Origin of the sequence: Pantoea sp. SM3, assembly GCF_000963995.1 — a bacterium.
GTDB classification, from domain to species: Bacteria; Pseudomonadota; Gammaproteobacteria; order Enterobacterales; family Enterobacteriaceae; genus Pantoea; species Pantoea rwandensis_B.
This window is the reverse complement of sequence record NZ_JZRD01000007.1, coordinates 49,099-63,659: the sequence shown is the minus strand read 5'-3', so window position 1 is coordinate 63,659 and position 14,561 is coordinate 49,099. Positions and strand designations below refer to the sequence as shown.

Annotated in this window: 12 protein-coding genes; 4 read left to right on the top strand and 8 right to left on the bottom strand. The window is 54.4% G+C overall.

Features of this window, described 5'->3' with window-relative positions; all coding sequences use genetic code 11:
* Nucleotides 1-92 precede the first annotated feature (92 nt).
* Nucleotides 93-362, top strand: coding sequence for a DUF1471 domain-containing protein (locus tag VI01_RS04090; RefSeq protein ID WP_034820058.1), 270 nt, complete (start codon nt 93-95; stop codon nt 360-362).
* Here the strand turns inward: VI01_RS04090 and VI01_RS04085 are convergent, their stop codons facing one another.
* Nucleotides 363-2,051 (bottom strand): alpha-amylase family glycosyl hydrolase, encoded by a 1,689-nt coding sequence (locus VI01_RS04085; RefSeq protein WP_045814071.1) that lies wholly within the window; start codon nt 2,049-2,051, stop codon nt 363-365.
* Nucleotides 2,052-2,178: 127 nt separating this feature from the next.
* On the bottom strand, nt 2,179-4,509 hold the full coding sequence (locus VI01_RS04080; RefSeq protein WP_045814172.1) for a Tex family protein: 2,331 nt from the start codon (nt 4,507-4,509) through the stop codon (nt 2,179-2,181).
* Nucleotides 4,510-4,713: 204 nt separating this feature from the next.
* Here VI01_RS04080 and greB point away from each other — a divergent pair, with 204 nt between their 5' ends.
* Nucleotides 4,714-5,202 (top strand): transcription elongation factor GreB, encoded by a 489-nt coding sequence (gene greB / locus VI01_RS04075; RefSeq protein WP_045814070.1) that lies wholly within the window; start codon nt 4,714-4,716, stop codon nt 5,200-5,202.
* Nucleotides 5,203-5,325: 123 nt separating this feature from the next.
* On the opposite strand, the gene yjbE is transcribed toward greB, so the two are convergent.
* A complete protein-coding gene (gene yjbE / locus VI01_RS04070; RefSeq protein WP_045814069.1) occupies nt 5,326-5,568 on the bottom strand; it encodes an exopolysaccharide production protein YjbE in 243 nt (80 codons plus the stop codon).
* A 514-nt stretch (nt 5,569-6,082) separates the two neighbouring features.
* Between yjbE and ompR the strand changes: the two genes are divergently transcribed.
* Complete coding sequence (gene ompR / locus VI01_RS04065) at nt 6,083-6,802, top strand: two-component system response regulator OmpR (protein WP_001157751.1); 720 nt, start codon at nt 6,083-6,085, stop codon at nt 6,800-6,802.
* Entirely contained in the window at nt 6,799-8,157 is a 1,359-nt protein-coding gene (gene envZ, locus VI01_RS04060) for a two-component system sensor histidine kinase EnvZ (RefSeq protein WP_034819650.1), read from the top strand. The genes ompR and envZ overlap by 4 nt, the downstream gene beginning before the upstream one ends.
* 70 nt (nt 8,158-8,227) lie before the next feature.
* Here the strand turns inward: envZ and pckA are convergent, their stop codons facing one another.
* From pckA to VI01_RS04035, 5 genes are all read right to left on the bottom strand, one after another.
* Nucleotides 8,228-9,847 (bottom strand): phosphoenolpyruvate carboxykinase (ATP), encoded by a 1,620-nt coding sequence (gene pckA, locus VI01_RS04055; RefSeq protein WP_045814068.1) that lies wholly within the window; start codon nt 9,845-9,847, stop codon nt 8,228-8,230.
* Nucleotides 9,848-10,117: 270 nt separating this feature from the next.
* Nucleotides 10,118-10,990, bottom strand: coding sequence for an Hsp33 family molecular chaperone HslO (gene hslO / locus VI01_RS04050; protein ID WP_045814067.1), 873 nt, complete (start codon nt 10,988-10,990; stop codon nt 10,118-10,120).
* 25 nt (nt 10,991-11,015) lie between these two features.
* Entirely contained in the window at nt 11,016-11,417 is a 402-nt protein-coding gene (gene hslR, locus VI01_RS04045; protein WP_038644272.1) for a ribosome-associated heat shock protein Hsp15, read from the bottom strand.
* Nucleotides 11,418-11,430: 13 nt separating this feature from the next.
* Nucleotides 11,431-12,099, bottom strand: coding sequence for a GMP/IMP nucleotidase (gene yrfG / locus VI01_RS04040; RefSeq protein WP_038644273.1), 669 nt, complete (start codon nt 12,097-12,099; stop codon nt 11,431-11,433).
* A gap of 51 nt (nt 12,100-12,150) precedes the next feature.
* Nucleotides 12,151-14,298: an intracellular growth attenuator family protein gene (locus tag VI01_RS04035; protein WP_045814066.1), complete on the bottom strand. Its 2,148-nt coding sequence runs from the start codon at nt 14,296-14,298 to the stop codon at nt 12,151-12,153.
* Nucleotides 14,299-14,561 lie beyond the last annotated feature (263 nt).

Genomic DNA, 14,561 nt, shown 5'->3' with positions numbered 1-14,561 from the left:
CTGCTTCGCGGTGTGATCTTTTGCTATCTCGCCTGTTGTGCTTCGCAGCCGCTGACATCTCAATAATGCAAAAAATGGATGAGGATAATGCTATGAAGATGATGAAATGGGCAGTGGCTTCTCTGGTGATGAGTGCGGTGTCGTTTTCAGCGTTCGCCGCAAAGGAAGTGACTAAAGAAGAAGTGCAAAAAATGAATCTGGAGAAAATCGGTACGGTGACCACCACGGCGGAGACCACTTCACCGATGGATGCGAAGCGCGAACTCTCCAAAGCGGCCGATGAGAAAGGCGGCAAATACTTTCTGGTGATCGCAGGCCGCGAACATGGCAAGTTTAGCGCCACGGCGGATGTTTATAAATAATCAGCCACGCAGCCACATAAATTGCCACGCAGCCAGTGTCATCGGCTGGCTGCCGTCGATCTTCTCGCCGCTGATCACATCCTGGAAATGTCGTGTCTGTGGCAGATGCGTGGTGACTTCCCGGCTGCTGAGATTAAACACGCACAATAAGCCGTCTTCATTGCCTGGCGGATGTCGTCGCAGCATCAATAAGGCATTTTCACTCTCCAGCAGCGTCATCGCATTATCCGGATGGAACGCGCTCTGGCGGGTGCGCAGCTGGATCAATGCGCTGAGTCGTTCATACACCTGCTGACGTAACGGGTCATCGCCGCTGATCCACTGTTCCATTTCACGCAAACTGTATTTCTGGCGATTGATGGCGCGGTTGTGTCCTGCCGCGCGCACGCCTTCATTGTCGTTGCGCGATCCCAGAATACTTTGGATATAGATGGCCGGCACGCCCGGAAAGGCGAGCAGAATGGCATGTGCCAGCAGGAAGCGACGCAGACGTGTGTCATCGTCATCATTCTGTTGGTTGAGAGCATCGAAATAGGTGACGTTAATTTCGTAAGGGCTGGTGGTGCCATCGGGATTATTTTTATAAGACACCAGCGCCCCTTCCAGCGCCAAATCTCGCACCAGTGCTACGATCTCCACTTCAGACAAAATACCGCGCGCAGGATTGAGGCCAATGCCATCGTGCGAGGCAAGGAAGTTGAAGAAAGTGGTGGTGCCGTTACTGGTGCCCAGCGTGCTGGCCCATTGGCGCAGCGCGCGTGCGGATCCTGAATGAATGGCATGCAGCACCAGCGGCGGCAGTGAAAACTGATACACCATCTGCGCTTCGTCGTGCCCGTTACCAAAATAACTAATGTTGTCTTTGTGCGGCACGTTAGTTTCCGTGACGATCACTGTACCCGGTGCCACTTCGTTAGCGATGGCGCGAAACAGCTTCACCAGTTGGTGGGTCTTGGGCAGGTGAATACAATTTGTACCCGGCGTTTTCCACATATATCCCACCGCATCGAGACGAACGTAATCGGCGCCTTTGTTCAGGTAATCCAGCAATACGTCGACCATGCGAATCAGCACTTCAGGATTGGCAAAATTAAGATCGATTTGATCGGCGCTGAAAGTGGTCCAGATAAAGCGAGTTTCACCATCGGCCATCTCGAACGGGGTGAGCAACGGTGAGGTGCGGGGACGCGTCACGGCGCTGAGATCGGTAGCCGGCGGCATGCTGATAAAAAAGTCATCCCAACCGGGATCCTGCGCCAGATAGTGGCGGAACCATTGGCTGTGCGCCGACATATGATTACAGACAAAATCGAACATCAGCCGGGTTTCACTGTGCAGCGCCGCAATATGCTGCCACTCGCCACAAAGAGGATTCACCTGGTGATAATCAATCACGGAGAAGCCATCGTCGGAAGAGTAGGGAAAAAACGGCAGCAGATGGACCAGGCTGAAAGTGGATTGCAGATGCTGCTGATAGAAGTGCGAGAAGCTGGCAAGTGTGGGCTTATCGGGTTCACGGAACTGATCGGCGTAGCTGATCAATACCACATCCTTCTCATCCCAGTGGGCTTTGCGCGGCAGCTTAGCGGTATCTCGCGCTGCACGAATGTGGGAAAGCAGACGCTCACGTGCGGCGACGGGGAAGCGGCCTGCGTAAATCTCATCAAGTAGGGCGTTGATTATGTCCATCAGATCGTTGGGCCACGCGGAAGGTCATTTTTTCACACGGATTTTTTCAGCGTAGACGGATGAGGGGATTTATCAAATGTGTACGCGCGGAGCGAAGCCGCCTCCGCGCGTTATTCAGGGCTGGGCGTTAGCGTTTTTTGCCAAATGCTGCTGCCAGCGCATCACCCATCGCGCTGTTGCCTGCAGGTGCATTGGCAGGTTTACCGCGTCCTTTGCTGCTAGCGGCGGGACGTGCATTCTCTTTGCCGCTGCTGCGGTTATTACCGCCGCGCGCATTGCTCTCGCCGGGCTGCTCGTCAAGACGCATGGTGAGGGCGATGCGTTTACGCTGCATATCCACTTCCATCACCTTCACTTTGACGATATCGCCCGCTTTCACCACCTGATGGGGATCTTCGACGAACTTGTCTGACAGTGAAGAGATGTGCACCAGACCATCCTGATGCACGCCGATATCCACGAAAGCACCAAAGTTGGTGACGTTGGTGACCGCGCCTTCCAGAATCATGCCCGGCAGCAGATCGTTCAGCGTTTCCACGCCTTCGGCAAATTGCGCGGTTTTGAATTCCGGACGGGGATCGCGCCCCGGTTTCTCCAGCTCTTTCATGATGTCGGTGACGGTTGGCAGACCAAAACGCTCGTCGGTGAAGTCGCGCGCGTTGAGATCGCGCAACCCACCCGGGTTGCCCATCAGTTCGCTCAGCGCCTGTTCAGTCGCGGCCAGAATACGTTCGACCAGCGGATAAGCTTCCGGGTGCACGGTGGAGGCATCCAGCGGGTTATCGCCGTGATTGATGCGCAGGAAGCCGGCGCACTGCTCGTAAGCTTTTGGCCCAAGACGGCTGACTTTCAGCAGCTGCTGGCGATTTTGGAAGCGGCCGTTCTCATCGCGCCAGGTGACAATGTTCTGCGCCATCATGCGGGTTAAGCCTGCCACGCGCGTCAGCAAGGCGACTGAAGCGGTATTCAGATCCACGCCGACGGCGTTTACGCAGTCTTCCACCACCGCGTCCAGCTTCTTCGCTAGCTGGCTTTGGCTCACATCATGCTGATACTGGCCGACGCCGATGGATTTCGGATCGATTTTCACCAGCTCGGCCAGCGGATCCTGCAAGCGACGCGCAATGGAGACGGCGCCGCGAATGGAAACATCCAGGTCCGGAAACTCCAGCGCGGCCAGTTCCGATGCGGAATAGACCGATGCGCCAGCCTCACTAACAATCACTTTCTGCGCGTTGATTTGCGGGAACTGCTTCTGCACGTCGAGGAAGAAACGCTCGGTTTCACGTGAAGCGGTACCGTTACCAATCGCCACCAACTCCACCTGGTGTTTGATGCACAGTGCTGCCACAGCCGATGCGGCTTTCGCCACCTGTCCGGTGTGCGGATAGATGGTGTCATGAGCCACCAGTTTGCCCGTGGCATCCACCACCGCGACTTTCACGCCGGTACGCAGGCCCGGATCGAGCCCCATGGTGGCGCGCATGCCTGCCGGAGCCGCCATCAGCAAATCGTGCAGGTTGCGGGCGAAGACGTTAATCGCTTCATCTTCTGCGCGTTCGCGAATGGTGCCCATCAATTCGGTTTCGAGATGCAGCAGCACTTTGATGCGCCAGGTCCAGCTCACCACCGCTTTACGCCAGCTGTCTGCCGGTGCATTGTTCAGACGCAGTTGCAGATGGTCGGCGATCAGCGTTTCACCGTGGCTTTCGCGCGGCGCTTCTTCGAATTGTGGATCGGCGTTCAGAGAGAGTTGCAGCACGCCTTCATTGCGACCACGGAACATCGCTAGCGCACGGTGAGAAGGAACGGTGCTGAGAGGTTCGTGGTGATCGAAGTAGTCGCGGAATTTCGCGCCCTCTTCCTCTTTACCTTCCACCACACGAGCCACCAGATGCGCGTTTTTCCACAGATAATCACGCACTTTTGCCAGCAGCGTGGCGTCTTCGGCAAAACGTTCCATCAGGATATAACGTGCGCCATCCAGCGCTGCGCGAACATCGGCGACGCCTTTATCCGCATCCACAAAGTTTGCAGCCAATGACTCGGGTTCCTGAGAAGGATCGCTCCATAGCGTTTCAGCCAGTGGCTCCAGGCCCGCTTCGATGGCGATCTGCCCACGCGTGCGGCGTTTCTGCTTATACGGCAGATACAGATCTTCCAGTTCAGTTTTGTTCAGCGTGCCATTGATGGCCGTGGCGAGTTCTGGGGTGAGTTTGCCCTGCTCATCGATGGATTTCAGAATTGACTGGCGGCGATCTTCCAGCTCACGCAGATAGCCAAGGCGGCTCTCCAGCTGACGCAACTGGGTATCATCCAGCCCACCGGTCACTTCCTTACGATAACGTGCGATAAATGGCACGGTGTTCCCTTCATCCAGCAAGCGTACAGCGGCGTCAACCTGGTCGGCGCGTGCCTTCAGCTCACTTGCGATAATCTGGCTCAGTGAATCTTTCATCATCATTAACAATGCTTACACAGGGTTGGAAAATAGGGGACAGTTATACGGATTGGGGCGGCAAATTGCCAGCCGGGGACAGGCGAATCCGTCTTTTTCTGAATGCAGCACGCACATCACTGCGCACACCTTGCTGATAGCAATGCAGTCGCTTATTGTTGGCCTCTTTGCTGTAAAGACCCATTATTGCCACGAGTAGATGTTATGAAAACCCAACTGATTACCCGCGAAGGCTATAACAAATTACGTGCCGAGCACGAGCATTTGTGGAACGAAAAGCGTCCGGAAATCACCAAAATTGTCTCCTGGGCGGCCAGCCTTGGCGATCGTTCGGAAAACGCCGATTACACCTACAACAAGCGCCTGTTGCGGCAGATAGACCGCCGTGTGCGCTATCTGCGCAAGTGCCTCGCCGATCTGAAAATTGTCGATTATGCGCCGCAACAGGAAGGAAAGGTGTTCTTTGGTGCCTGGGTTGAGGTGGAAAATGAACAGGGTGATGCAAAGCGGTTTCGCATTGTGGGGCCGGATGAAATCTATGGCGATGCGGTTAAGGATTACATCTCCATTGATTCACCGATGGCCCGTGCGCTGATCAAGAAAGAGGTGGATGACGAAGTGGTGGTGAATACCCCAGAAGGACAGAAGGTTTGGTTTGTTAACCGCATCGAGTACGTGAAAAACCCAGAGTAAAAAGAGGCGGAGAATAATGGCTTGGGTAAAAAAGCCTTGGGTGCAACTTATTCTCCGGTGGCGAAAGGGGCTGGCAGTAAGAGGGGGAAGCGCCGCAGCCTTGCCGCGCCTGAAACGTTCGGATTATTTTCCTGGTGTGGTCGCAGTGGTGGTCGATGTGCTGCTGGTACCTTTGTCGCCGCCGCCCATGGTCGCTAATGCCACACCCAGTAAAGCACCTACCGCACCCACGCCAATCGCATCTGAGTTGCCTTTGGCAGTGGTGGAAGCCTGGGCTCCCGCCGCTTCGCCCGCGTTAGTGGCAGCATGAGCCTGAGAAAGGCTGACCAGCACCAGTGCACTCAGCAAGACCGCAGTTTTTTTCATTTTTCTCTCTCCAAAGATGCGCAATTTCAGCAGGAACCCTTGCAGTTTCTGAGATCGTTATGCGGGAAGAAAGTGCTGATGAGTAACTGATTAATCAGACTTTATTTAACGCTGGCCTTATCAGGCGCGAGATACGTATTGTTCCGAGAGCAGATGAGCACTGAAAACGAAAAGAGCCAGATATTATGCTGCGAACGATCGCCTATCGAACGATTCTGGCCTGCCGACTTAAGTCAAATGGTCCCAAATGCTGTGATAACGAGCGGTCTGTGGCCTGGTGATCCATTTTCGAAAAGAAAACCACGGAAATTTTCGGATTAGCGCTAAGCGGCTGGAAAGCCCCGATAAAAAGCGGGAGACAACGCGCATTTCAGGGATTAAATTAGATATAAGCTGCTGTTTAATATGCTTTGTAACAATTTCGGCTAGAATATAAACCATTAATAACTGTCACATGCAGGCATCTTTTTTACACAATATTGACTCAGGCAATGGCGCCTTTGGGAGTTGAACAATGCAAGAGAACTACAAAATTCTGGTCGTCGATGATGATATGCGTTTGCGCGCACTGCTCGAACGTTATCTCACCGAGCAGGGCTTTCAGGTGCGCAGTGTCGCCAACGCCGAGCAGATGGATCGTCTGCTGACCCGTGAATCATTCCATTTAATGGTGCTGGATCTGATGTTGCCAGGCGAAGATGGCTTGTCCATTTGCCGCCGTTTGCGCAGCCAGAGCAACCCGATGCCGATCATTATGGTGACGGCAAAAGGCGAAGAAGTGGATCGTATTGTCGGACTGGAAATCGGTGCTGATGACTACATTCCTAAGCCGTTCAACCCACGTGAATTGCTGGCCCGTATTCGTGCCGTGCTGCGCCGTCAGGCCAATGAATTGCCAGGTGCGCCTTCACAGGAAGAAGCGGTTATCGCCTTTGGTAAGTTCAAACTGAACCTCGGCACGCGTGAAATGTTCCGTGAAGATGAGCCAATGCCGTTGACCAGTGGTGAGTTTGCGGTGTTGAAAGCGCTGGTGAGCCATCCGCGTGAACCGTTATCACGCGATAAGCTGATGAACCTGGCGCGTGGCCGTGAATACAGTGCGATGGAACGTTCAATCGACGTGCAGATTTCCCGTCTGCGCCGCATGGTAGAAGAAGATCCGGCGCATCCGCGCTACATCCAGACCGTTTGGGGTCTTGGCTACGTCTTCGTTCCGGACGGCAGTAAAGCATGAGGCGATTGCGCTTCTCTCCTCGCAGTTCGTTTGCCCGCACCCTGTTATTGATCGTTACCTTGCTGTTCGTCAGCCTGGTAACGACCTATCTGGTGGTGTTGAATTTCGCCATTCTTCCCAGTTTGCAGCAGTTCAATAAAGTCCTCGCCTACGAAGTGCGTATGTTGATGACCGATCGACTGCAGCTGGAAGATGGCACGCAACTGGAAGTGCCACCTGCCTTCCGGCGTGAAATTTATCGTGAACTGGGTATTTCGTTGTACACCAACGCAGCGGCAGAAGAGAGTGGCCTGCGCTGGGCACAGCATTACGAATTCCTTAGCGAGCAGATGGCGCAACAGCTGGGTGGCCCGACCGATGTCCGTGTCGAGGTTAACAAGAATTCCCCCGTGGTCTGGCTGAAAACCTGGTTGTCGCCAGACATTTGGGTGCGTGTACCGCTGACTGAAATCCATCAGGGCGATTTCTCGCCACTGTTCCGCTACACCCTGGCGATTATGTTGCTGGCGATCGGCGGGGCCTGGCTGTTTATCCGTATTCAGAACCGACCCCTGGTCGACCTGGAGCACGCAGCGCTTCAGGTCGGTAAAGGCATCATTCCTCCTCCTCTGCGTGAGTATGGCGCATCGGAAGTGCGTTCCGTCACCCGAGCCTTTAACCAGATGGCGGCGGGCGTCAAACAGCTCGCCGATGACCGTACGCTGCTGATGGCGGGGGTGAGCCATGATTTGCGCACCCCCTTAACACGCATTCGTCTCGCCACCGAGATGATGAGTGAACAGGATGGCTATCTGGCCGAGTCGATCAATAAAGATATCGAAGAGTGCAACGCCATCATCGAGCAGTTCATCGACTATCTGCGTACAGGGCAGGAGATGCAGACCGAACGCGCCGATCTCAACAGCGTGTTAGGTGAAGTGGTGGCGGCGGAAAGCGGCTATGAGCGTGAGATTGAGAATGCGGTGATGCCGGAAGAGTTGATGCTGGATATCAACCCGCTGTCGATTAAGCGTGCCGTGGCGAATCTGGTAGTGAATGCCGCGCGTTATGGTAACGGCTGGATCAAAGTCAGCAGCGGTCAGGAACTGAATCGCGCCTGGTTCCAGGTGGAAGATGATGGTCCGGGTATTAAACCCGATCAGCTTCAGCATCTGTTCCAGCCCTTTGTACGTGGCGATAGCGCACGCAGCACCAGCGGCACCGGCTTAGGGTTGGCGATTGTGCAGCGTATTATCGATGCGCATGAAGGCTCGCTGGAGATAGGTGAGAGCGAGCATGGCGGATTGCGCATTCGCGCGTGGTTGCCGATTCCGGAAAATAACAGTACAGCGTTAGTCAGTACGCATCACAGTTAACGCCTCGCTCAGATCGATGCAACGCGTTGGACTTCGTATCAATGAGCCGCCATTTGGCGGCTCATTCACATCACAACTGCGGCCCAGCCTGAACCAGCGCCTTGCCCGCATCGTTATCAGTATACTTCTCAAAGTTGGTGACAAAACGCTGCGCCAGCCCCTGCGCTGCCTCCTGCCACGCGGCTTCATCCGGCCAGCTGCGACGTGGATCCAGAATCGCGTCATCGACTTGCGCCAGGGTTGCTGGCATCTGCAGGTTAAATACCGGTAGCGTTTCCGTCGCTACGTCGTCCAGCTCACCCGCCAGAATCGCATTGATGATGGCGCGGGTATCTTTCAGTGAAATACGTTTACCGCTGCCATTCCAACCGGTATTCACCAGATACGCTTTTGCACCCGCCGCTTCCATACGCTTCACCAGCACATCGGAATATTGCGTTGGATGCAACGTCAGGAAGGCCGCGCCAAAACAGGCTGAGAACGTCGGCGTTGGCTGGGTGACACCGCGCTCGGTGCCGGCCAGTTTGGCGGTAAAACCCGACAGGAAGTGATACTGGGTTTGTTCCGGTGTCAGGCGTGAAACCGGCGGCAGCACACCAAAGGCATCAGCGGTCAGGAAAATAACGCGTTGCGCATGGCCCGCTTTGGAGACCGGCTGCACGATGTTTTCAATATGCTCAATGGGGTAGGAAACACGCGTGTTTTCAGTTTTGCTGGCATCAGCATAATCAACGCTGCCATCTGCCCGCACCACGACGTTCTCCAGCAAGGCATCACGGCGGATAGCGCGATAGATCTCCGGCTCAGCTTTCTCCGACAGATTGATGGTTTTGGCGTAGCAGCCACCTTCGAAGTTGAAGACACCATCATCGTCCCAACCGTGTTCGTCATCGCCAATCAGCTGGCGGTCGGGATCGGTGGACAGTGTGGTTTTACCGGTGCCAGACAGGCCGAAGAATACCGCAACGTCACCCGCTTTACCCACGTTCGCCGAGCAGTGCATTGACGCGATGCCTTTCAGCGGCAACAGGTAGTTCATGATGGCGAACAAACCTTTTTTCATCTCGCCGCCGTACCAGGTGCCGCCAATTAGCTGCATGCGTTCGGTGAGGTTAAAGGCGACAAAGTTCTCAGAGTGCAGCCCCTGAACCTGCCAGTCCGGGTTGGTACACTGCGCGGCGTTCATCACCACAAAATCCGGTTTAAAGGAGGCCAGCTCGGCTTCATCAGGGCGGATAAACATGTTTTTGACGAAATGCGCCTGCCAGGCCACTTCCATCACAAAGCGCACGCTCAGGCGGGTATCCGGATTCGCGCCGCAGAAGGCGTCGATAACAAACAGACGTTTGCCAGAGAGTTGCGCCGTGCAGCGATCTTTCAGCGCCTGCCAGGTTTCCTGCGACAGCGGCTGGTTGTCATTTTTGCCGTTTCCAACGTCATTCCACCATAAGGTGTCACGCGTGGTGTCATCGCGCACGATGTACTTATCTTTTGGCGAACGCCCGGTAAAGATGCCGGTATCCACGGCAATGGCGCCGCTTTGCGTCAGGGTGCCGCGCGCATAACCTTCCAGTTCCGGGCGGGTTTCTTCCTGAAACAGCGTATCAAAGTCAGGGTTGTACACCACTTCTGTGGTGTTGCTGATGCCCAAAGCGGCAAGGGCTTGCGATGTCAGGCCGTGAACGCGCATGTGGCTGCTCCTTAAATCGGTGCTTCATAGCATTTTTATGAGGGGTTCTGCGTCCTGTCGTGCATAGCCGGACAGGGCAGATCGCGCGCAGTGTACACGTCTGAGCAGGGTGTAAAAGTGAGGAGAGTTAAAAATGCGAGCTGGAACGTGACAAGCAGAGAAATCCGCCACTTAAGAAACTAAAGTCAGTATAAGGTAGTTAATTTTCGCGAAAAAGTGATGGGTTCATTCCTGACAGGAATGCGGGCGGCGATGCCGCCCGTAGGGGGATTAGTGCAATTGATCGCTGTTAGGCGTTGGTGCGTTACGAATGGCAGCAATGTCTACAGCATCATAAACATAGTGCGAGCCACAATAATCGCAGTGCATATCGATCTTGCCATCCTCTTCGAGAATTTCGTCCACTTCTTCAACCGGCAGCGTGTTTAATACTTCGCCACAGCGTTCACGTGAACAGGTGCATTTGAAGCTGACCGGCGTCGGATCAAACACCGTGGCTTCTTCCTGGTGATACAAGCGCCACAGCACATCCGTCGCGGGCAGCTCAATCAGCTCTTCGCTCTTCACAGTTTCGGTCAGAGTGGCCAGATGATTAAAATCATCCTGGCTCGGCTCATGTGCAGGCAGAACCTGCAACAGAATACCGGCGGCGCCTTTATCGCTGGTACGAATAAACAGGCGAGTTGGCAACTGCTCAGAACGCATGAAGTAATCTTCCAGGCACCCAGCCAGCGTATCGGCTTCCAGACCGACGACGCCCTGATAACGCTCGCCTTTTTCCGGAGAAATGGTGATGACCAGATAGCCGTTGCCCACCATCTCTTTCAGGCTGCTGCCCGGCGCAATGTCGGCATCTTCCTTCACGCGTGCAACGCCACGTAATTCCTGTTTGTTGTTGCCGTTGATCACCGCCAATGTCAGTGGACCATCGCCCTGTAACTGAACGGTGATGTCGCCATCGAATTTCAGCGTTGCGGTCAACAAGCTGGTCGCGACCAGCAATTCACCCAGCAGGTTTTTCACCGGTTCGGCGTAGTCGTGGTTTTTGACAATCTCACGCCAGGTTTCGGATACGTTGACCAGCTCGCCGCGAACGGCGACATTTTCGAACAGGTAACGGTGCAGTTGATCTTGAACAGACATAGTGTTTCTCTCGTTGGGGCGACGGTTATTCATCGCCCGACAATTTAAATTTCATCAGATCGCGGCGCTCTTTTTTATCCGGGCGGCGATCGGGGTGCGGCATGGTCAGGGCATTCATTTTGCGCGCCAGTGCCGTTTTTTCACGCTTCTCAATGCTGGCGGCGGTCTCCGCATACATTGCTTGCGCTTCAGTGGCTGGGCGGCGTTGATCGCCAATGGCGGTGATCACCACCGTTCGCTCATCGTTGCCCTGGCGCAGCGTTAGCTCGGCCTGCAATTCCACAATTTTACTCGGTTTGCTGCGCTGGCCGTTGTAATGCACTTTACCGCCATCGATCATTTCGCGAGCCAGCGCGCGCGTTTTATAAAAACGCGCAGCCCACAGCCATTTATCGAGGCGGACACCTTCGCTGGTTTTTTCTTTCATTGCGGCTCCTGCTTTAACGCAGCGTTTCACACAACTGGCGATAGTCTCGCACTGCAGCATGACGCTGGAAAGATTGATCGGGCCGACCGGAATCCGGATTGCTGACGCCTAAACACCAGCGAATGCCCCAGCGTGCCGCTGCATCAAGGATCGCTTCGCTATCATCAATGAACAGCGTGCGTTCGCTATCGAATGCAGTTTGCTGCTGAACGGCCTGCCAGAGACGTGGATCCTCTTTCGGATACCCAAAGGTATGGGTAGAAAGTAATAAATCAAGGTGGGGAGCCAAACCGGTTTGCTCCAGCTTTACCTCGAGGTTGTACGGATGCGCATTGGTTAGCAAGATGGTGCGTTTACCCGCAGCACGCAGTGCCTGGAGTAGCGGCAGCGTATCCTCGCGCATGGCCGCACGGTGGCGCTTTTCCCATGTCATGGCGCGGATATCTAAGGCCAGCTCTTGCGACCAGTAATCAAGACAATACCAGTTTAGCGTATGCACCACGGCTTGATACTTTTGCTGAATCAGCTGGTGTGCTTCGGCCAGCGTGATATCACGCTCGCGGCTCAGGGTTTCCGGAACGTGCTCCAGCCAGAAATGGCGGTCAAAGGCGAGATCGAGCAGCGTGCCATCCATATCCAGCAGCACGGTATCAATCCCGGACCAGTTTAGCGTCATCGTCATACTCTCTCGCCCTAAAAAATAGGGCGACAGGGTAGCACAGAAGGGAAGGGCTCAGAACAGTGAGCGCACGCTCTGCATAGTGCTCAGATTGTGATTGAAGCACTTGTCGTAATACTGCTGAATTTCCACCATGCGCAGGCGATTACGATGCACACGTCGCAGGGCCAGCAGCCCATTGGTGACGCCGCAGAGGATCAGCACCAGCATCAATAATGCGGTACCGAGGTATCGCCATTGCGCCATCGCATCCGGTTCATTGTGCAACGCAATGTGGCGTGTGCCGTTAGCGTCAGTGGTGATGCTGGTAATAATGCCGTTGGCAGCAAACGGCGTGTGCAACAGCATACCGGACATGCGTTGCAATTCGCGCCATTGCGACGGCGCATCAAGATCAAACAGCGACACGGAGGGCTGTGGCTGGTTCACCATCTGACGGCCCTCATCACTCATTATCAGGAAGCCGCCCGGTGGTGGGCTATTCAGATTTTCTGCTGCACGACGGGTTTCACGCGAGAAGAAGGTCGAGGTCGCGGTATTCACCAGGTTCTCCAGCGCTTCCGCACTGACCGGGCGTAACAGCACGTTCATGCCGTTAAGCTTGCCGGAATCAGCGCGGTGGATCAGTGAATCCCAATCCTTAGCATTGCCCAGATTCACCAGGGCATTTTTCAGCCGGACGCAATCTTGCTGCTGGCTGCACAGATCCTGTGTTTTCAGCACTAAATCAGAGAAATCATCCAGCAGAATCATGCCCGATTTCTGAATCGCGGAGGCGAGCTGTGGATTGAGTTTCGGATCGGTGTTGGTTTCCGGATGCAGCTGACGTGTGGTGGTATCAAGCAGAGCGGCAGCTTTATCGATGATATCTGACTGCGGCTGCGGCAGAGGTGCTGCGTTATTCCAGTAAATGGCTGAGCAGTCGAACGGCATATACGCATAGCTGCGATTGCTTTGATAGTTGCCCGGTACGGAACACATGCCGGTTCCACTCACCTTCAGGTTGTCACCGATGTGCAGCGGCAGGGCGTTGAGTTTATCCACGCTATTCACTTCAATGCTTTCGGTGCCTTTTACCCAGGCGAGGCTGAGCTTGATCGGCATACTGAGCGGAATCCAGGTAAACAACATCACCAGGACCACCAGCGAACCACAAGCCAGCACCAGATTTTTGCGCCAGCGCTGAACCGGGAAATTGCGAACCTCATCGTGCAGGGAGAGGAAACGCCCCTGGCGCACCACTTGCCGATTCAGATAGATGTCGACATCCGTCACCTGGCCCAAATCGTGCGCCACATAGGGTTGCCAGTGGGGGGGATAAATTAAATCGATAATGCCCAGCGAGATATTGCTCTGCTCCTGATTGGATTCACCAAACAGGCCCCAGCGTTTCGGTGCTCCGCGCAAGCAGTGCACATCGCGCAGCCCTTTTTCACCCGGGAAGCGGTAAAGGAACCACAAGCTAACCGCGATCACTGCGCAGGCTGGCAGTGCAATCCACACCATCAGGCTTCCGGGCAGCACCAGGCTGAGGAAGAACAGCAGGAAGGCAAAGCAGATAACAATGGCCTCGCGCGTGCCATCTGGCCGCGATAGGCGGTACTCTTCCGGCGATTCTTTACGCACCTGCAGCAACTCGACATTTTCGCTCTCCTCTTTACGAATAGAGGCGTTGGTCGACATTGAACGCACCAGCGGCGGCAAGGCGGGTTGTTCTACGGCATAATTCACTAACGAGTGACCGTTGAGTGAGATTACCAGTGGCAGCGTTTGAGTGCGGATCAGCTCAACATAATTCTCTTCCGCAATGTACTGCTCCCACAGCGGTGGCAGATGCACTTCCACTTCATCGAGGTAGTAGCGCGATTGATGCGCATCATCCGTTGAGAGGCCATAGCGAGTGATGGAACGCGTGACGGGATAAACATTGCTGCTCTGCGCCGTGAGCGTCAGGGATTCGGTCTCACGCGACTTCTTTGAGGAGCGGGCAGTACTCTGTTTTTGTTTTTGCTGTTTCGCCAGGGACGCAATGTACGCTTCAACGGCGAGACGTTCTTCATCAGTGAGTTTGCGGCAGGGGGGACTAATAAACGGCAGCGGTTTCGCCAACGGCGGACGATGCCGCATAGCGTACCAATAACCTATTCCTGCTATCAGAGAGCAGGCCAGCATGACAGCCAGAATGATGATAAAAGTGCTCATGCTTTGCTCAATCCAGCCAAAAAACTGCCTTCACGTTTACGATGTGCTCCCGGTGGAACCATTATTACCAGTCAATTTTGGCGAGCAGAAGTCATTCTTACAAGAAAAAACTCAGATAAAATAACGCACAAAATCATTGAATTATAATTTATTAGATTATTCCTTAATGGGATGTTAACCACAGGACACTCAATTAAATATCGGTATTTTCTGAATTTAACAAAACCCCATTGACTTATTGTGAAAATTTAAGTGTATAGATA

What these genes read in the sequence shown, in the direction of transcription:
- VI01_RS04090 (WP_034820058.1), top strand. Translation starts at nt 93, where the DNA reads ATGAAGATGATGAAATGGGCAGTGGCTTCTCTGGTGATGAGTGCGGTG.
- VI01_RS04085 (WP_045814071.1), bottom strand. Translation starts at nt 2,051, where the DNA reads ATGGACATAATCAACGCCCTACTTGATGAGATTTACGCAGGCCGCTTC.
- VI01_RS04080 (WP_045814172.1), bottom strand. Translation starts at nt 4,509, where the DNA reads ATGAAAGATTCACTGAGCCAGATTATCGCAAGTGAGCTGAAGGCACGC.
- greB (WP_045814070.1), top strand. Translation starts at nt 4,714, where the DNA reads ATGAAAACCCAACTGATTACCCGCGAAGGCTATAACAAATTACGTGCC.
- yjbE (WP_045814069.1), bottom strand. Translation starts at nt 5,568, where the DNA reads ATGAAAAAAACTGCGGTCTTGCTGAGTGCACTGGTGCTGGTCAGCCTT.
- ompR (WP_001157751.1), top strand. Translation starts at nt 6,083, where the DNA reads ATGCAAGAGAACTACAAAATTCTGGTCGTCGATGATGATATGCGTTTG.
- envZ (WP_034819650.1), top strand. Translation starts at nt 6,799, where the DNA reads ATGAGGCGATTGCGCTTCTCTCCTCGCAGTTCGTTTGCCCGCACCCTG.
- pckA (WP_045814068.1), bottom strand. Translation starts at nt 9,847, where the DNA reads ATGCGCGTTCACGGCCTGACATCGCAAGCCCTTGCCGCTTTGGGCATC.
- hslO (WP_045814067.1), bottom strand. Translation starts at nt 10,990, where the DNA reads ATGTCTGTTCAAGATCAACTGCACCGTTACCTGTTCGAAAATGTCGCC.
- hslR (WP_038644272.1), bottom strand. Translation starts at nt 11,417, where the DNA reads ATGAAAGAAAAAACCAGCGAAGGTGTCCGCCTCGATAAATGGCTGTGG.
- yrfG (WP_038644273.1), bottom strand. Translation starts at nt 12,099, where the DNA reads ATGACGATGACGCTAAACTGGTCCGGGATTGATACCGTGCTGCTGGAT.
- VI01_RS04035 (WP_045814066.1), bottom strand. Translation starts at nt 14,298, where the DNA reads ATGAGCACTTTTATCATCATTCTGGCTGTCATGCTGGCCTGCTCTCTG.